The sequence below is a fragment of the Paraplanobispora siamensis genome (assembly GCF_016863175.1).
GTDB classification, from domain to species: Bacteria; Actinomycetota; Actinomycetes; order Streptosporangiales; family Streptosporangiaceae; genus Planobispora; species Planobispora siamensis.
This window is the reverse complement of sequence record NZ_BOOJ01000030.1, coordinates 108,265-125,950: the sequence shown is the minus strand read 5'-3', so window position 1 is coordinate 125,950 and position 17,686 is coordinate 108,265. Positions and strand designations below refer to the sequence as shown.

General features: G+C 72.0%; 17 protein-coding genes and 1 riboswitch. Of the genes, 14 read left to right on the top strand and 3 right to left on the bottom strand.

Annotation, left to right across the window (positions count from 1 at the left end; translation table 11 throughout):
- The first annotated feature begins 93 nt into the window (after positions 1-93).
- The 7 genes from ftsH (at position 94) to Psi01_RS18030 (ending at position 5,356) form a co-directional block, all read left to right on the top strand.
- Entirely contained in the window at positions 94-2,064 is a 1,971-nt protein-coding gene (ftsH, locus tag Psi01_RS18060; RefSeq protein WP_204065198.1) for an ATP-dependent zinc metalloprotease FtsH, read from the top strand.
- A gap of 1 nt (position 2,065) precedes the next feature.
- A complete protein-coding gene (folE, locus tag Psi01_RS18055; protein WP_373872500.1) occupies positions 2,066-2,677 on the top strand; it encodes a GTP cyclohydrolase I FolE in 612 nt (203 codons plus the stop codon).
- A gap of 82 nt (positions 2,678-2,759) precedes the next feature.
- Entirely contained in the window at positions 2,760-3,614 is an 855-nt protein-coding gene (gene folP, locus Psi01_RS18050; protein ID WP_373872499.1) for a dihydropteroate synthase, read from the top strand.
- Positions 3,611-4,048: a nuclear transport factor 2 family protein gene (locus tag Psi01_RS18045; protein ID WP_204065197.1), complete on the top strand. Its 438-nt coding sequence runs from the start codon at positions 3,611-3,613 to the stop codon at positions 4,046-4,048. The genes folP and Psi01_RS18045 overlap by 4 nt, the downstream gene beginning before the upstream one ends.
- Positions 4,045-4,410 (top strand): dihydroneopterin aldolase, encoded by a 366-nt coding sequence (gene folB / locus Psi01_RS18040; protein ID WP_204065196.1) that lies wholly within the window; start codon positions 4,045-4,047, stop codon positions 4,408-4,410. The genes Psi01_RS18045 and folB overlap by 4 nt, the downstream gene beginning before the upstream one ends.
- Positions 4,407-4,904, top strand: a complete 498-nt coding sequence (gene folK, locus Psi01_RS18035; RefSeq protein WP_204065195.1) for a 2-amino-4-hydroxy-6-hydroxymethyldihydropteridine diphosphokinase — start codon at positions 4,407-4,409, stop codon at positions 4,902-4,904. Before folB ends, folK begins: the two co-directional genes overlap by 4 nt.
- Complete coding sequence (locus tag Psi01_RS18030; RefSeq protein ID WP_204065194.1) at positions 4,901-5,356, top strand: DUF3180 domain-containing protein; 456 nt, start codon at positions 4,901-4,903, stop codon at positions 5,354-5,356. The genes folK and Psi01_RS18030 overlap by 4 nt, the downstream gene beginning before the upstream one ends.
- A gap of 13 nt (positions 5,357-5,369) precedes the next feature.
- On the opposite strand, the gene Psi01_RS18025 is transcribed toward Psi01_RS18030, so the two are convergent.
- Entirely contained in the window at positions 5,370-6,530 is a 1,161-nt protein-coding gene (locus Psi01_RS18025) for an NADH-quinone oxidoreductase subunit D (RefSeq protein WP_204065193.1), read from the bottom strand.
- A gap of 55 nt (positions 6,531-6,585) precedes the next feature.
- On the bottom strand, positions 6,586-7,929 hold the full coding sequence (locus Psi01_RS18020) for an aminotransferase class V-fold PLP-dependent enzyme (RefSeq protein ID WP_239127805.1): 1,344 nt from the start codon (positions 7,927-7,929) through the stop codon (positions 6,586-6,588).
- Between the two features lie 51 nt (positions 7,930-7,980).
- Positions 7,981-8,096: riboswitch (SAM riboswitch) on the bottom strand.
- 184 nt (positions 8,097-8,280) lie between these two features.
- On the opposite strand from Psi01_RS18020, the gene Psi01_RS18015 reads away from it, so the two are divergent.
- Together Psi01_RS18015 and Psi01_RS18010 are read left to right on the top strand one after the other, a co-directional pair.
- Entirely contained in the window at positions 8,281-9,045 is a 765-nt protein-coding gene (locus Psi01_RS18015; protein WP_204065191.1) for a TerC family protein, read from the top strand.
- Between the two features lie 47 nt (positions 9,046-9,092).
- Entirely contained in the window at positions 9,093-10,292 is a 1,200-nt protein-coding gene (locus Psi01_RS18010; RefSeq protein WP_204065190.1) for a cytochrome P450, read from the top strand.
- A gap of 125 nt (positions 10,293-10,417) precedes the next feature.
- Here the strand turns inward: Psi01_RS18010 and Psi01_RS18005 are convergent, their stop codons facing one another.
- Complete coding sequence (locus tag Psi01_RS18005) at positions 10,418-11,383, bottom strand: SAM-dependent methyltransferase (RefSeq protein WP_204065189.1); 966 nt, start codon at positions 11,381-11,383, stop codon at positions 10,418-10,420.
- Between the two features lie 331 nt (positions 11,384-11,714).
- Here Psi01_RS18005 and Psi01_RS18000 point away from each other — a divergent pair, with 331 nt between their 5' ends.
- From Psi01_RS18000 to Psi01_RS17980, 5 genes are all read left to right on the top strand, one after another.
- Complete coding sequence (locus Psi01_RS18000) at positions 11,715-12,605, top strand: Rossmann-like and DUF2520 domain-containing protein (protein WP_204065188.1); 891 nt, start codon at positions 11,715-11,717, stop codon at positions 12,603-12,605.
- On the top strand, positions 12,596-13,459 hold the full coding sequence (panC, locus tag Psi01_RS17995; RefSeq protein ID WP_204065187.1) for a pantoate--beta-alanine ligase: 864 nt from the start codon (positions 12,596-12,598) through the stop codon (positions 13,457-13,459). Before Psi01_RS18000 ends, panC begins: the two co-directional genes overlap by 10 nt.
- Positions 13,460-13,563: 104 nt before the next feature.
- On the top strand, positions 13,564-13,980 hold the full coding sequence (panD, locus tag Psi01_RS17990; protein WP_204065186.1) for an aspartate 1-decarboxylase: 417 nt from the start codon (positions 13,564-13,566) through the stop codon (positions 13,978-13,980).
- 357 nt (positions 13,981-14,337) lie between these two features.
- A complete protein-coding gene (locus Psi01_RS17985) occupies positions 14,338-16,875 on the top strand; it encodes an L-aspartate oxidase (RefSeq protein WP_204065185.1) in 2,538 nt (845 codons plus the stop codon).
- The gene (locus Psi01_RS17980; protein ID WP_204065184.1) at positions 16,875-17,657 is read left to right on the top strand and encodes a type III pantothenate kinase; all 783 of its coding nucleotides are present in this window, start codon (positions 16,875-16,877) and stop codon (positions 17,655-17,657) included. Before Psi01_RS17985 ends, Psi01_RS17980 begins: the two co-directional genes overlap by 1 nt.
- The last annotated feature ends 29 nt before the right edge of the window (positions 17,658-17,686 follow it).

Sequence of the window (17,686 nt, the reverse complement as noted above, 5' to 3'; positions counted from 1 at the left end):
AGTTGGAGCGGTTAGGGATACCGCGAGCCCCGGGTCCGCCCGGGGTTGAGGCTTTGGTCAGGAAGGGACGGGCCCGCCGGGGTTCCGCATCGGATGGATCTCAAGCGATTTACACGTGGGCCACTGCTGTGGATCCTGGGCATCGTCGTGCTGCTTCTGCTCGTCACCACGATGTGGAGCAGTGACGGCAACTTCGAGAAGACCGACACCTCGAAGATCGTCAGCTGGATCGACGAGGGCAAGGTCTCCAACGCGAAGATCACTGACAAGGAGCAGCGCATCGAGGTCACTCTGACCGACGGCAAGCGCTACTACTCCTCCTGGGTGACCGGCCAGGGCGTGCAGCTCACCGACAAGCTCGAGACGGCGGAGAACGCCGGCAAGCTGCCCAAGGGCTACACCGTCGACGTGCCGAAGGAGAACTTCCTCCTCGGCCTCCTGGTGAGCTTCCTGCCGATCGTCATCATCGTGCTGATCTTCCTGTTCATCATGAACCAGATGCAGGGCGGCGGCTCCCGGGTCATGAGCTTCGGCAAGTCCAAGGCCAAGCTCATCAGCAAGGACACCCCCCGCACCACCTTCGCCGACGTCGCGGGCGCCGACGAGGCCATCGAGGAGCTCCAGGAGATCAAGGAGTTCCTGCAGGCCCCGGCCAAGTTCCAGGCGATCGGCGCCAAGATCCCCAAGGGCGTCCTGCTGTACGGCCCGCCCGGAACCGGTAAGACCCTGCTCGCCAGGGCCGTCGCCGGTGAGGCCGGCGTGCCGTTCTACTCGATCTCCGGTTCGGACTTCGTCGAGATGTTCGTCGGTGTCGGCGCCTCGCGTGTCCGCGACCTGTTCGAGCAGGCCAAGGCGAACGCCCCGGCGATCATCTTCATCGACGAGATCGACGCGGTGGGCCGTCACCGCGGCGCCGGTCTCGGCGGCGGTCACGACGAGCGCGAGCAGACGCTGAACCAGCTGCTCGTGGAGATGGACGGCTTCGACGTCAAGGGCGGCGTGATCCTCATCGCCGCGACCAACCGGCCCGACATCCTCGACCCGGCGCTGCTGCGTCCGGGCCGCTTCGACCGCCAGGTCACCGTCGACCGTCCCGACCTGGAGGGCCGCAAGGGCATCCTGCGCGTCCACGGCCGCGGCAAGCCCTTCGCCGAGGGCGTCGACCTCGACGTCATCGCCCGCCGGACGCCCGGCTTCACCGGCGCCGACCTGGCCAACGTGATCAACGAGGCCGCGCTGCTCACCGCGCGCGCCGACCAGAAGCTGATCACCATGGAGATCCTCGAGGAGGCCATCGACCGCGTCATGGCCGGCCCCGAGCGCAAGACCCGGGTCATGTCCGACCAGGAGAAGAAGATCATCGCGTACCACGAGGGCGGTCACGCCCTGGTCGCGCACGCGCTGCCCAACTCCGACCCGGTTCACAAGATCACGATCCTGTCCCGCGGCCGCGCCCTCGGTTACACGATGACGCTGCCGATGGAGGACAAGTTCCTGGCGACCCGCTCGGAGATGATGGACCAGCTCGCGATGCTGCTGGGCGGCCGCACCGCGGAGGAGCTCGTGTTCCACGAGCCCACCACGGGCGCCTCCAACGACATCGAGAAGGCGACCTCCATCGCCCGCCGCATGGTCACCGAGTACGGCATGAGCGAGCAGCTCGGCGCCCGCAAGTTCGGCACCGGCCAGGCCGAGGTCTTCCTGGGCCGCGAGATGGGCCACGAGCGCGACTACTCCGAGAAGATCGCTTCCACGATCGACGAGGAGGTGCGCCGCCTCATCGAGACGGCGCACGACCAGGCGTGGGAGATCCTCGTCGAGTACCGCGACGTGCTCGACAACCTGGTGCTGGAGCTCATGGAGAAGGAGACCCTCTCCCGCGAGCAGGTGCTGCAGATCTTCGCGCCGGTGGTCGTCAAGGAGCACCGCCCGTCCTACTCCGGGTACGGCAAGCGGCTGCCCTCCAACCGCCCGCCGATCCTGACGCCGAAGGAGCAGGCCGGCAACGGCGCGCTCCCCGCGGGCGCCGGACACCCGGACGTCGCCCCGCTGGACGGTAACTGACGTGGGCCGTGAGCCACTCGAGGACGACGAGATCGGGCGTGAGCCGCTTCAGGTGGACCACGCCCGGATCGAGAAGGCCGTCCGCGAGATCCTGATCGCGATCGGTGAGGACCCCGACCGTGACGGGCTCCAGGACACCCCGGCCCGCGTCGCCCGCGCCTACAGCGAGCAGTTCGCCGGGCTGGGGCAGGTCCCCGAGGACGTGCTGACCAAGGTCTTCGACGTCGACCACGACGAGATGATCCTGGTGCGCGACATCGAGGTCTACTCGACCTGCGAGCACCACCTGGTCCCCTTCCACGGGCTCGCCCACGTCGGCTACATCCCGAACGACAAGGGCCAGGTGACCGGACTGTCCAAGCTCGCCCGCCTGGTCGACGTCTACGCCCGGCGGCCCCAGGTCCAGGAGCGGATGACCTCGCAGATCGCCGACGCGCTCATGCGGGTGCTGGAGCCGCGGGGGGTGATCGTGGTGATCGAGTGCGAGCACCTGTGCATGACCATGCGCGGTGTCCGCAAGCCCGGCGCCAAGACCACCACCTCGGCCGTCCGCGGGATGTTCCGCGACAGCGACAAGACCCGCGCCGAGGCGATGGCCCTGATCCTCCGCTGATCGCCTTGGGGCTGCCGATTCGTTATCCGCAAGCCGGGCCCGCGCGCCGGTTCGTTCCGTACGACCGCCTAGGCTTGGCCGCATGACGACCTCGCACGCGTTGCCCGGAGGGGACGACCCGTCCCGCTGTCTGGTGATGGGCGTGGTCAACGTGACCCCCGACTCCTTCTCCGACGGCGGGCTCTGGTTCGATCCCGAGGCCGCCGTGCGCCACGGCCTGGAGCTGGTCGGGCAGGGGGCCGACATCGTCGACGTCGGCGGTGAGTCCACCCGGCCGGGAGCGGCGCGGGTGTCGCTGGAGGAGGAGCTGGCCCGGGTCGAGCCGGTCATCCGGGCGCTGGCCCGGGAGGGCGTCACGGTGAGCGTGGACACCATGCGGGCCGAGGTCGCCCAGGTGGCGGTGGAGGCCGGGGCCAGGCTGGTCAACGACGTCAGCGGCGGCCTGGCCGACCCCGACATGCCGCGGGTGGTGGCCGCCTCCGGCGTGCCGTACGTCGTGATGCACTGGCGGGGTCACAGCCACAGCATGGACAGCCGGGCGGTCTACGGCGACGTCGTGGCCGAGGTGCGCGAGGAGCTCGCCAAGCGGGTGGCCTCCGTGCTGGCCGAGGGGGTCGCGGAGAGCCAGATCGTGCTGGACCCCGGCCTGGGCTTCTCCAAGAACCCCGAGCACAACTGGGCGCTGCTGGCGGGGATCGACCGGCTCGCCGAGCTGGGCTACCCGCTGCTCATCGGCGCGTCCCGCAAGCGTTTCCTCGGCCGCCTGCTGGCCGGGCCGGACGGCGCCCCGCGCCCGTTCGACCGCAGCGACGACGCCACGCTGGCGGTGACCGCCCTGGCCGCGCACGCGGGGGCGTGGTGCGTGCGAGTGCATGACGTGGGCCCGAACGCGGACGCCGTCCGAGTGGCCGCCGCAGTCCGGAAAGCGAGAGCATGAGCGTCGACATCGCGGCCGTGGAGACGGTCAACCAGGCCTTCTACACCGCCATCGAGAACGCCGACCTCGACCGGATGACCGAGATCTGGGCCGAGGAGATCGACGGCCGGCAGGTGAGCTGCGTGCACCCGGGCTGGCCGATCGTGACCGGCCGGGCCGAGGTGCTGCGCTCGTGGGCGCTCATCATGGCCAACACGCCCTACATCCAGTTCGTGCTGACCGATGTGCGGGTCATGGTCTTCGGCGACGTCGCCGTACTGACCTGCGAGGAGAACATCCTCACCGCGGGCGACGAAGGTGAGTCCAGCTTCGCGGCGGGAAAGGTCGTGGCGAGCAACACCTTCGTCAGGACCCCGGAGGGCTGGCGGCTCTGGCTGCACCACGGCTCGCCGGTGCTGCAGGGCGACGAGGAGGAGGAAGAGGAGACCTCGTGACGCGCGATCGGATCAGCCTCAGAGGGCTGCGGGCCAGGGGACGGCACGGCGTGCTGGCGGCGGAGCGCGAGCTCGGCCAGGAGTTCGTCGTGGACGTCACGCTCTTCCTCGACACGGCGCCCGCGGCGGCGGGGGACGACCTCACCAAGACGGTGCACTACGGGGAGCTGGCCGAGGACCTGGTGAAGGTCGTGGCGGGGGAGCCGGTCGACCTCATCGAGACCCTGGCCCAGCGGCTGGCCGAGGTCTGCCTGGCCCGGGAGCTCGTCGAGGCGGCCGAGGTGAGCGTGCACAAGCCCGCCGCCCCGATCCCGCTGCCCTTCGACGACGTGGTCGTGACGATCACCAGGAGCCGGGCATGAGGGCCGTGCTGGCGCTGGGCAGCAACCTGGGCGACCGCTTCGAGACGCTCCAGGGTGCGATCGACGCGCTGTTCGACGCCCCGGGGCTGCGCTTCACCGCCGTGTCGCCCGTCTACGAGACCGATCCGGTCGGCGGCCCCGAGCAGGGCCCCTACCTCAACGCCGTCGTGATCGCCGAGACCTCCCTGGAACCCCGGGCGCTGCTCGATCGTGCACAGGGTGTGGAGAACGCCTTCGGCCGGGTCCGGGTGGAGCGCTGGGGGGCGCGCACCCTGGACGTCGATCTGATCACGGTGGGCGACGTCGTCTCCGGCGACCCGCTCCTGACCCTTCCCCACCCCCGGGCCCACGAGCGCGCGTTCGTGCTCGTCCCCTGGCTCCAAGCCGACCCCGAGGCGGTGCTGGGCGGCCGGTCGGTGGCCGAGCTGCTGGCCGGGCTCGACAAGGGATACGTCCGGCTCTGCCCCGACCTGACCCTGCAGGCGCCCGAATGAGGCCGAGCCGTCCCGGTGTGCTCGTCGGGCTCACCGTCGTCGTGGCCATCCTCACCTGGGCGGCGCTGAAGCCGCTGTACATCTCCCTGCCCAAGGTGCCCTGGACGGCGATCCCGACCGTCCTGCTGCTGGCCATCGGCGAGGCCTACACCGGGTGGATGACCAGGGCCAGGATCCAGCGCAAGCCGGACACCAAGCCGGTGGAGCCGCTGGCCGTGGCCCGGCTGGCCGCCCTGGCCAAGGCCTCGGCCTACGGCGGTGCGGTCTTCGCCGGGATCTTCGGCGGGTTCGCCCTCTACACGGCGGAGCTGCTCAGCGAGGAGTCCCCGCGCCGCGACTTCTTCGTCACCGGCGGCTCGTTCGCCGCCTGCGTGGTGCTGGTCTGCGCCGCCCTGTACCTGGAGCACTGCTGCAGGGTGCCCAAGGACCCCGACGCCGACACCCGCCGGTGACGGCGCGGGCGGGTCACTTGTCGATGTCGCCGACGACGAAGAACATCGAGCCCAGGATGGCGACCATGTCGGCGACCAGGTTGCCGGGGAGCATCTCGCGCAGCACCTGGATGTTGTTGAAGGAGGCCGAGCGGAGCTTCATCCGCCACGGGGTCTTCTCGCCGCGAGAGACGAGATAGTAGCCGTTGATGCCCAGCGGGTTCTCCGTCCAGGCGTAGGTGTGACCCTCGGGGACCTTGAGCACCTTGGGCAGGCGCTGGTTGACCGGGCCGGGGGGCAGCTCGCGGAGCCGTTCCAGGCAGGCGTCCGCCAGGTCCAGGGAGACCTTCACCTGCTCCAGCAGCACCTCGAACCGGGCGTGGCAGTCTCCGGCGGACCGGGTGACGACCTTCACCGGCAGCTCGCCGTAGGCCAGGTAGGGCTCGTCGCGCCGCAGGTCGAGGTCCACCCCCGAGGCGCGGGCGATGGGGCCGCTCACGCCGTACTGCATGATCTGCTCCCGGGCGAGGACGCCCACGCCGACCGTGCGGGCCAGGAAGATCTCGTTGCCGGAGATCAGGTCCTCGATGTCGGGCAGGCGCCGCCGCACGTCCGCCACCGCGCGGGCGGCCCGGTCCGTCCAGCCCTCGGGGATCTCCTCCTTCAGGCCGCCGACCCTGTTGAACATGTAGTGCATGCGGCCGCCGGAGATCTCCTCCATGACGGCCTGGAGGGTCTCGCGCTCCCGGAAGGCGTAGAAGAGCGGGGTGATCGCGCCCAGCTCCAGCGGGTAGGAGCCGAGGAACATCAGGTGGCTGAGCACCCGGTTGAGCTCGGCCATCAGGGTCCTGGTCCACACGGCCCTGACCGGCACCTCCATGCCGAGCATGCGCTCCACGGCCAGGACCACGCCCAGCTCGTTGGCGAAGGCCGACAGCCAGTCGTGCCGGTTGGCCAGCACGATGATCTGCCGGTAGTCGCGGACCTCGAACAGCTTCTCCGCGCCGCGGTGCATGTAGCCCACGATCGGCTCGGCCGCGCTGATCCGCTCGCCGTCCAGGACGAGCCGGAGCCTCAGGACGCCGTGCGTGGAGGGGTGCTGCGGCCCGATGTTGAGGATCATGTCCTCGGTGGCGAGCTCCTTGCCGCCGACCGCGCTCGCGCCCGCCCCGATGCCCACGATCCGTTCCGTCATAGGGGCCATGCTGCCACGCCCCCGTCCCCGCGCCCATACACCGGCCCGGGACGGGTCACCCCCGGCGGGAGGTGAGGTCGGCGAGGGCGGCGAGCAGACGGTCGACGTGCTCGTCGGTGGTGCCGATGCCGATGGAGGCGCGTACGGCGGAGGCGGTGACGTCGTCGCAGCCGCCGTCCTTGGCACCCAGGAGGTGGCGGACGAAGGGGTGGGCGCAGAACTTCCCGTCGCGCACGCCGATGCCGTACTCGTTCGACAGCGCCTCAGCGACCTCGCGGGCGGTGAAGCCGTCCACCACGAAGGAGACGATGCCGACGCGGGGGTGGTCGGGACCCCACAGGGACAGCTCGTGCACGCCCTCGACGGCGGCGAGCCCGGCGCGCAGGCGGGCGAGCAGCCGCTCCTCCTCGCGGACCAGCGCGCTCCAGCCGGTGGCGGTCAGCGCGTCGCAGGCGGCGGCCAGGGCGACGGCGCCCAGGACGTTCGGGGTGCCCGCCTCGTGCCGGGCCTCGGGGTCGTCGTGCCACTCGACCTCCGGCGCGTCCGGGTCCGGGGCCGTCGCGCCGCCGTTCACGGCCCGCACCGCGCCGCCGCCCTTGAGGTACGGCTCCGCCGCGGCCGGCCAGTCGGGCCGGCCGACGAGCACGCCCGTGCCGAACGGGGCGTAGAGCTTGTGGCCGGAGAAGACCACGTAGTCCAGGTCGAGCGCGGTCAGGTTGAGGGGGCGGTGCGGGGCGAGCTGGGCGGCGTCGACCAGGATGCGCGCGCCGTGGCGGTGGGCGATGTGGGCCAGGGCGGCGATCGGCCACAGCTCCCCGGTGACGTTGGAGGCGGCGGTCACCACCAGCAGCGCCGGGCCTTCGATCCCCTCCAGGGCCGCGTCGGCCGCGCGGACGGCCTCGCCGGGGAAGGCGGGGGGCGCCAGCCGTACCGGGTCCGTCCAGGGCAGCAGGGAGGCGTGGTGCTCGGTGTCGAAGACCACGACGGTGGTCCCCTCGGGCAGGGACCTGGCCAGCAGGTTCGTGGCGTCGGTGGTGTTGCGGGTGAAGATCACCGCGTCGCCGGGGCGGGCCCCGGTGAAGGCGCGGACGGTGTGCCGGGCCTGCTCGTAGCGGGCCGTGGTGAGCTGGGAGGCGTAGCCGGCGCCGCGGTGGACGCTGGAGTAGGCTGGGAGCGCGGCGGCGACGGCGGCGCTCACCGGCTCCAGACACGGCGCGCTGGCGGCGTAGTCGAGGTTGGCGTAGGGGACGAGCCTGCCGCCCTTGACCGGGACCTCCAGGTCGGCGCCGAGCACCGCGGGGATCTCACGCTCCCCGGAGGGCCGCGCGGCGGGGACGGCGGAGGCCGCAGGGGCGGTGGCGGCGGTGGCGGCGGCGGTGAAGATGCTGAGTACGGACACGCCAGACTCCTCGGAGGTCATCGGACCCCAAGCCATGGCGTTGGTGCGTGGAGCCCGCGCTTGCCCGGCACACCTCGTGCCGGACCAGGTCCTCACCCGGGGCACCCCGCCGCGAGCGCGAGGGTTGCCGGCCAGCGAGCCGGGGCTTGTCACTGGCACTCATGACCTACGGCCGAACTATAACCATCACCCGGCCCGGTTTTGCAAGTCCGCGGGCGATATGCGGATCACTTCCCGGGCAAGGAACTCATCGCGTCTCCCGATCGTCTTGGGACGTGACGCCGCATGAGTGACCCGGATGAGTGACGTGGTGTCAGCGGCCCGTGACGCGGTTCCACAGAGGAGAGAACGATGGACTGGGTGACCGACCCACAGATCTGGATAGGGTTTCTCACCCTTGTCGGCCTGGAGATCGTCCTGGGCATCGACAACGTCATCTTCATCTCGATCCTGGCGGGCAAGCTCCCGCCCGAGCAGCGGGACAGCGCGCGCCGGCTGGGCCTGGCGGCGGCGCTGATCAGCCGGCTGGCGCTGCTGCTGGCGCTGTCGTGGGTGGTACGGCTCACCTCCCCGCTCTTCGAGGTCCTGGGGCAGGAGATCTCGGGCCGGGATCTGATCCTGATCCTCGGAGGACTCTTCCTGCTGGGCAAGAGCGTCTTCGAGATGCACGACAGCCTGGAGGGCAAGTCCGGCCACGCCAGCGGCAAGGTCGCCGCCTCCTTCACCGCGGTGATCATCCAGATCATGATCCTGGACATCGTGTTCTCGCTCGACTCGGTGATCACCGCGGTCGGCATGGTGGACGAGATCGGCGTCATGATCGCGGCCGTCATCGTCTCGGTCATCGTGATGCTGGTCGCGTCCGGGCCGATCAGCCGCTTCGTCGAGAAGCACCCGAGCATCAAGATGCTCGCCCTGTCCTTCCTGGTCCTGATCGGCGTCGTGCTGCTCGCCGAGGGCCTCGGCCAGCACATCCCCAAGGGCTACATCTACTTCGCGATGGCCTTCTCGCTCGTGGTGGAGCTGCTCAACATCCGGATGCGCACCAAGGCGAACGCGGACAAGCCGGTCGATCTGCACCACCGGTACGAGGAGGACAAGCCCGCGGCGCCCTGACCGGTAGCGGGCTCTACCGGAGCCGGGGTCCGGATTACGATGACTTGGTGCGCTTTGATCCATGGAATCCGGAATTCGTCGCCCATCCCTACGACGTCTACGACGAGCTCAGGCGGGAACGGCCGGTCAGCTTCTTCGAGCCGACCGGCCAGTGGCTGATCGCCCGGCACGCCGACGTCAACGCGCTGCTGCGCGATCGCAGGCTCGGCCGCTCCTACCTGCACGTCGCGACCCACGCGGAGTTCGGCCGGCCCGACGACCCCGAGTTCCAGGAGCCCTTCTGGAGGGTGATCCGGGCCGGCATGCTCGACGTCGAGCCGCCGGTCCACACGCGGCTGCGGCGGCTGGTGTCCAAGGCCTTCACCCCCCGCATGGTCGAGGCGCTGCGCCCCAAGATCGCCGAGATCGCCGGGGGGCTGGTGGACCGCTTCGTCGAGCGCGGCGGGGGAGACCTGATCGCCGAGGTGGCCGAGCCGCTCCCGGTGACCGTGATCGCCGAGATGCTCGGCGTGCCGGAGGCCGACCGTCACCTGCTGCGGCCCTGGTCGGCCGACATCTGCGGGATGTACGAGCTCAACCCCTCGATCGGGGCCCAGCACACGGCCGTGCGCGCCGCCTCGGAGTTCTCCGACTATCTCGTGGAGCTGGCCCGCGCGCGCAGGGCCGATCCGGGCGACGACCTCATCAGCGCGCTCGCGCAGGTGACCGACGAGGGCGACACGCTGACCGAGGAGGAGCTGGTCGGCACCTGCGTGCTGCTGCTCAACGCCGGGCACGAGGCCACCGTCAACGTCACCGGCAACGGCTGGTGGTCGCTGTTCCGCAACCCCGCCGAGCTGGAGCGCCTGCGCGCCGACCACGGCCTGCTGCCGACCGCGGTCGAGGAGATGATGCGGTGGGACACCCCGCTGCAGATGTTCGAGCGCTGGGTGCTCGAGGACATCTCGGTCGGCGGGGTGGACATCCCGCGCGGGACCGAGGTGGCGCTGCTGTTCGGCTCGGCCAACCGCGACCCCGAGGTGTTCGACGAGCCCGAGCGCTTCGACGTGGGCCGCAGGGACAACCCGCACATCTCCTTCGGCGCGGGCATCCACTTCTGCCTCGGCGCGCCGCTGGCCCGCATCGAGCTCGCCGAGTCGTTCGGCGCCCTGCTGCGTGCGGCCCCGAAGATGGAGCTCGCCGCCGAGCCGGCGTGGGGACCGGGTTACATCATCCGCGGCCTGGAATCGCTCCAGGTCCGCGTCTGAGCCGCCGGGTCGCGATCCGCGTCCCCGCCGGCGGCCCGCAGTCCGGGTCTCCGCCGCGTCGTGTCCCCGGGCGCTTCGGCCTCATGCCCGGCCGCTCCGCCGTCCATTTCGGGCGGCCGGGGCGGTCATGGGCGTGTCTGGACGAGCCATCCGAAACCGCCCAGGCCGTGCGGGTCGATCAGCTCGCCCTCCTGTGAGGCCCTCGCCAGGGCGTGGAGGTAGCCGCGCGGGTCGGTGCGGGCGTGGTCGGCCGGCGGCCGGGCCCCGGTGACGCCCAGGGCACGCAGGGCCTCGCGCTGCGTGGTCAGGGCCGTCGTGACCGCTCCGGTCCGCTCTCCCGCCGCCGCGCAGGCGTCCAGGGCGACGTGCGCGGTGATGTCGCACGAGCCGTCGGGGACGGGCGCGACGGTCGCGCCGTCGCGGTAGCCGGTCAGGGTGCCGTACGGCGGGCGCCCATCCGCCCGGTGGGCGTAGTCGACGGCGATCGCCCGGCCCCGCGCCAGCCGTACGGCCACCGAGGCCCAGGCCTCGTCGCGCGGCCTGCCGATCTCCGCGCGCTCCCCGGCCGCCCGCATCGGCCACCAGCACTCCAGCCAGGCCAGATCGGCCGCTTCCGGCGCCTGCCCGAGCCGCTCCTCACCGGTCGACGGATCGACCGTCACCAGCCGGGGGCCGTCCGGGGTCTGCTCGGCGACGTCCACCGGGACGTTGTCCAGCCACTCGTTGGCGATCACCAGCCCGTGGATGCTCTCCGGGGGCGTCGCGGCCCAGGCGATCTCCTCGGGCAACCGGGCCGGCCGCGGGGCCAGGTCCACCGCGGTCACCCGCAGCCTGGCCCGCAGGTGCGGGGGAGCCGCGGCCGTGATCCCGGCAGCGAGAGCGCCGTCGCCCGCGCCGATGTCGACCAGGTCGACGGACGGCGGCCGGCCGAGCGCGTCGTCCACCGCGAGCAGCTCGCGCAGCAGGGCCTCGGCGAAGACCGGGGAGGCGACCACCGACGTCCGGAAGTGCCCGGAGGGGCGTTCGCGGAGGTAGAAGCCGTTCTCACCGTAGAGGGCACGCTCCATCGCGACACGCCAGGGGAGCCACATGACAGCAGACGTTACCCGGAGCGGGCGGGGACGGTGATGGTCTTGGTGATGGGCTCGCCGTGACACGCGGGGCGAAGTGATGACTACACGTTGCCATGACTTTGCGTTACCGTGGCATTACCGGCGGCGATCGCGTCCCGGCCCGCTCCCCCAGCGGGCGCGGTCCGTGTCGCCTCTCGGCCGGCCGGGTTCCCGGCGGGCGCCGGGCCACGTGCCCCGGCTCGGCGCCCGCCGCCGTCTTACACCACGCCGCGACACGGTTACGAGCCGTTGGCCCGTTACGCTGGTCAACTGGGTGCAGAAGCCCCAGGTGGTCGAAGGACGGGACGTCATGCACACAGACGATCGCCCGGCACGGCTGGCAGTCGGAGTGCTCGGAGCCGGACGGGTGGGCTCGGTGCTCGGCGCGGCGCTCGCGCGCGCGGGTCATCGGGTGGTGGCCGCCAGCGGAGTCTCCGACGCCTCCAGGAACCGGGTGGCCGACAGGCTGGGCCTGGCCCCCAGCAACCCCGAGGACGTGGTGGCCAAGGCCGACCTCGTCCTGCTGACGGTCCCCGACGACGTGCTGCCCGACCTGGTGGTGGGTCTGGCCGAGACCGGCGTCGAGCTGCGCGGCAAGCTGCTGGTGCACACCAGCGGCGCCTACGGCCTGGCCGTGCTGAACCCCGCGACGAAGGCGGGCGCGCTGCCGCTGGCCCTGCACCCGGTGATGACCTTCACCGGGAGCGACGACGACCTCAGCCGCATGACCGGCATCTCGTTCGGGGTGACCGCGCCCGACCAGCTCCGCATGGTGGCCGAGGCGCTGGTCATCGAGATGGAGGGCGAGCCGGTCTGGATCGAGGAGAAGGACCGGGCGCTCTACCACGCGGCCCTGGCCGGTGCGGCCAACCACATGGTCACGCTCGTCGCCGAGTCCTCCGACCTGCTGCAGAAGATCGGCGTGGACGACCCCGGCCGGATGCTCGGGCCGCTCCTGGGCGCCGCCCTGGACAACGTGCTCCGGCTCGGCATCTCCGGGCTGACCGGCCCGGTGGTCCGCGGCGACGCCGGAACGGTGCGCAGACACGTGGACGCGTTGATCCTGGCCGCCCCCGAGGCGGCCGACGCCTATGTGGCCCTCGCTAGGCTCACGGCGGACCGGGCGCTCGCGGCGGGGCTGCTCAAGCCCGAGGCGGCCGAGCGCCTCCTGGACGCCCTGGGAGGAAACATATGGACGTGATCGTTGCCGGGGACCGCGCCGAGCTGGCCGAGGCCCGGCGGACCCTCGGGATCGGCGGCCCCGGCCGCCCCGACGGGCCCCCGGCGCTCGCGCTGGTGCCGACGATGGGCGCCCTGCACGAGGGCCACCGCTCGCTCATGCGGCAGGCCCGGGAGCTGGCCGAGCACGTCGCGGTCAGCATCTTCGTCAACCCGCTGCAGTTCGGGCCCGGTGAGGACTACTCCCGTTATCCCCGGACGTTCGAGGCCGACCTGGAGATCTGCGCCGCCGAGGGCGTGGGCGTCGTCTTCGCCCCCTCCGCGGAGGACCTGTACCTGCCGGACCGCCAGGTGAGCGTGTCGGCGGGGGCGATGGGCACGATCGCCGAGGGCGCGTTCCGGCCGGGGCACTTCGACGGCGTGCTGACCGTGGTGCTCAAGCTGTTCAACCTGGTGCGGCCGGACGTGGCGGTGTTCGGGCGCAAGGACGCCCAGCAGCTGGCGCTGATCCGCCGGATGGTCGCCGACCTCGACGTGCCGGTCTCCGTCGTGGGCGCGCCGACGGTCCGCGAGCCCGACGGCCTGGCGCTGTCGAGCCGCAACCGCTATCTGTCGCCCCAGGACCGGACCGCGGCCCTCGCGCTGTCGCGGGCGCTGTTCGCGGGCGAGCGCGAGAGCAAGCCGGCGGAGATCGTGCGGGCGGCGCGCGCCGTACTCGACGCCGAGCCCGCGGCGGACGTCGACTATCTGATCCTGGTGGACCCGGCGACCTTCGCCGAGGTGGGCGACGACCACACCGGGGAGGCGGTCCTGGCCGTCGCGGCCCGGGTCGGGACTACACGCCTGATCGACAACGTTGTCCTCACGCTGGGCTGATCGGCGGTGTTGTCCTCACGCGGGCCCGATCTATAGCCTGATTCCTCTCCCTGTCCGGCGTGCACGCCCTCGGGCGGCGCGACCTTGAGAAAGGCGAACGTCGCATGCTCCGAACCATGCTGACCTCCAAGATCCACCGTGCCACCGTCACCCAGGCCGACCTGCACTACGTGGGATCGATCACCATCGACGAGGACCTGCTGGACGCCGCCGGGCTGCTGCCCGGGGAGCAGGTCCACGTGGTCGACATCGACAACGGCGCCCGCCTGGTCACCTACACCATCGCCGGGCCCCGCGGATCCGGGGTCATCGGCGTCAACGGGGCCGCCGCCCGGCTCGTCCACCAGGGCGACCTGGTCATCATCATCGCCTACGGCCAGATGGAGGACGCCGAGGCCAGGACCTTCCGCCCCCGCGTGGTCCACGTCGACCGCGACAACCGGATCGTGGACCTCGGCGACGACCTCGCCGAGCCCGTCCCCGGCGCCGAGGACCTCCGAGGCGACCTCATCGCCGGCTGACCCCGGCCCCGGCCATTCCGTGGTGCCCGCCGTACAGCGGCGCCGGCAGGCCCGGTACGGCTCCCCGCCGTACCGGCGCCGTCGGGAGGGCCGGTCATGGTGATCGGGCGGCCGGTGCCGTACGTCGCCATCGAACACAGCCGTGACCGGGATGAACGGGTAATCGAGCGCCCCGGGGAAGAGCCGCGTCGCGCCGGGCGTTATCGTCATGTTGACGAAATTCACGGTCCCCCGCGAGGGAGCGCCGGTGAACCAACCGAGGAACGCCCGGAGCGAGGACGTGACGAGGGCGGGAGCCGGATCAAGCCGCCCCCGAGCCTGCGACGCGCAGCGTCGCCATCAACACAGGAGGCGGCAATGAGCATCCCGGCCATTCCCCAGCGGCTGACGGCGCCGGAGCCCGGGTGGACGGTCGAGGCGGACGTGGTGGTGGTGGGATCGGGGATCGCCGGTCTGACGCTGGCTCTGCGGCACACCGCGCTCGACCCGGGGGCCAGGGTCCTGGTCGTCACCAAGGACGTGCTGTCGGCGGGCTCCACGCGCTGGGCGCAGGGCGGCATCGCCGCCGTGCTCGATCCCGAGGACACCCCGGCCGAGCACCTGTCCGACACGCTCATCGCCGGGGTCGGCCTCTGCGACGAGGAGGCGGTCCGGGTGCTGGTGACCGAGGGGCCGGACGCGCTGCGCCGTCTGATCGCGGCGGGCGCCCGCTTCGACACCGACGCCTCCGGCGAGCTCCAGCTCACGCGGGAGGGCGGCCACCGGCGCAACCGCATCGTGCACGCGGGCGGCGACGCCACCGGCGCGGAGGTGCAGCGGGCGCTCATCGCCGCGGTCCGCGAGGCCGGGGTCGAGGTGATCGAGCACGCTCTCGTCCTCGACCTGCTCAAGGACGCCGAGGGCCGGACCGCGGGGCTGACGCTGCACGTCATGGGCGAGGGCACGCGCGACGGCGTGGGCGCGGTGCGTTCGCCGGCCGTGGTGCTCGCCACCGGCGGCATGGGCCAGGTCTACGCCGCCACGACCAATCCGCTGGTCTCCACCGGGGACGGGGTGGCGCTCGCGCTGCGGGCCGGGGCCGTCGTCAGGGACCTGGAGTTCGTCCAGTTCCACCCGACCGTGCTGTGGCTCGGCGAGGGCTCCACCGGCCAGCAGCCGCTGATCTCCGAGGCGGTCCGCGGCGAGGGCGCGGTGCTCGTCGACGCCGACGGGGTCCGATTCATGCAGGACGTGCACGAGCTGGCAGACCTCGCGCCCCGCGACGTGGTGGCCAAGGCGATCATGCGGCGGATGCGCGAGACGGGCGCCGATCACATGTACCTCGACGCCCGCCACTTCGGCGGGGAGAAGTGGCGCACCCGCTTCCCCACCATCCACGCGGTCTGCCTGGAGCACGGCATCGACCCGGTCACCCGGCCCATCCCGGTCGCCCCGGCCGCCCACTACGCCAGCGGCGGCGTCCGCGTCGACCTGCACGGCCGTACCAGCGTGCCGGGCCTGTACGCCTGCGGGGAGGTCGCCTGCACCGGCGTGCACGGCGCCAACCGGCTGGCCTCCAACTCGCTGCTGGAGGGCCTGGTCTTCGCCGAGCGGATCGCCGCAGACATCCACGCGCGGCGCGCGCCGGGGGCGGCGCGCCCGGTGTCCGGTGAGCCGGTGACCGACGGGCGCCCCACCGGCCTGGTGGACCCCCGGGCCCGGACCAGGATCCAGGGACACATGAGCCGGGGCGCGAGCGTGCTGCGCAGCGGTGAGAGTCTCGACGAGGTGAGCCGCGCCCTGCTGAACGCCCGCTGGACGCCGGTGGCCGTCGAGCCGTGCACGGAGGCCTGGGAGACCACCAACCTGCTGACCGTGGCCACCGCGCTGGTGCAGGCCGCCCGCGCCCGCGAGGAGACCCGCGGGTCACACTGGCGGGAGGACTTCCCCGAGCGCGACGACGCCCGGTGGCTGAGCCATCTCGACGTGACCCTGACAGGAGAGGGACTGACCATGAGCTACCGCCCGCACGCCGAGGCCGCCATGCCCGCGCACGTGGCCGACGACCTGGCCGCGGCGGGGCTCGACCCCGCCGAGGTGGGGGCGCTGATCGAGACGGCGCTCCGCGAGGACCTGCAGGAGGCGGGGGACGTGACGAGCATCGCCACGATCCCCGCGGGGCAGGTCGCGGTCGCCGACGTGGTGGCGCGGGCCGACGGCGTGGTCGCGGGACTGGCGGTCGCGGAGGCGGTCTTCGCCCGGTTCGGCGCGGGCCGCGCCGAGCGGCACGTCAAGGACGGCGAGCGGGTGAGCCGGGGGGACGTGCTGATGACCGTCACCGGCACCACCAGGGACCTGCTGACGGCCGAGCGGACGGCGCTGAACCTGCTCACCCACCTGTCCGGCATCGCCACCCTCACCGGCAGGTGGGTCCGGGCGGTCGAGGGGACCGGGGCCCGCGTCCGCGACAGCCGCAAGACCCTGCCGGGCCTGCGCGCGCTGGAGAAGTACGCCGTGCGCGCGGGCGGCGGAGTCAACCACCGCATGTCGTTGTCGGACGCCGCGCTGATCAAGGACAATCACGTGGTGGCGGCCGGCGGTGTGGCGGAGGCGTTCAGGGCGGTACGGGCGGCCTATCCCGGCCTGCCGATCGAGGTGGAGGTCGACCGGATCGACCAGATCGAGCCGGTGCTGGCGGAGGGGGCGCAGGAGATCCTGCTGGACAACTTCACGGTCCCCGAGCTGGCGGAGGCCGTACGGCTCGTCAACGGCAGGGCGCGGCTGGAGTCCAGTGGGGGGTTGACCTTGGAATCGGCCCGTGATGTAGCCGAAACTGGCGTCGACTACCTTGCCGTGGGCGCCCTCACGCACTCGGCTCCGGCCCTGGACATCGCCTTGGACCTTCGGGGGAATTGATGCTGCTCGCCATCGACGTCGGCAACACGCACACCGTTCTCGGCCTGTTCGAGGGTGAAGAGGTGATCGAGCACTGGCGGATCGCCACCGACGCCCGGCGCACGGCCGACGAGATCGCGGTCGTGCTGCAGGGGCTGCTCGCCCAGTCGCCGCTGCTCAAGGGAGCCGACGTCGACGGCATCGCGATCTGCTCCACGGTGCCGTCGGTGCTCAACGAGATGCGTGAGATGTGCCGCCGTTACTACGGCGACGTCACCGCGGTGATCGTGGAGCCCGGCATCCGCACCGGGGTGCCGGTCCGGATGGACAACCCCAAGGAGGTCGGCAGCGACCGGATCGTCAACGCGCTGGCGGCCATCCAGCTGTACGGCGGGCCGTGCATCATCGTCGACTTCGGCACCGCCACCTCCTTCGACGCCGTCTCCGCCAAGGGGGAGTACGTCGGGGCCGTCACCGCGCCCGGCATCGAGATCTCGGTGGACGCGCTGGCCGCCGCCGGGGCGCAGCTGCACAAGGTGGAGCTGGTCCGGCCCCGGTCGGTGATCGCCAAGAACACGGTCGAGGCGCTCCAGTCGGGCATCATCTACGGGTTCGCCGGGCAGGTGGACGGGATCGTGGAGCGGATGGCCGCCGAGCTGGCCGACGACCCCGACGACGTGACCGTGGTCGCGACGGGCGGGGCGGCGCCGCTGGTGGTGGGCGAGGCGGCCTCGGTCGACGTGCACGAACCGTGGCTGACGCTGATCGGGCTCCGGCTCATCTACCACCGCAACACGGCGTGACCGTGGCGCGGGCCCGCCGCTGCGACACG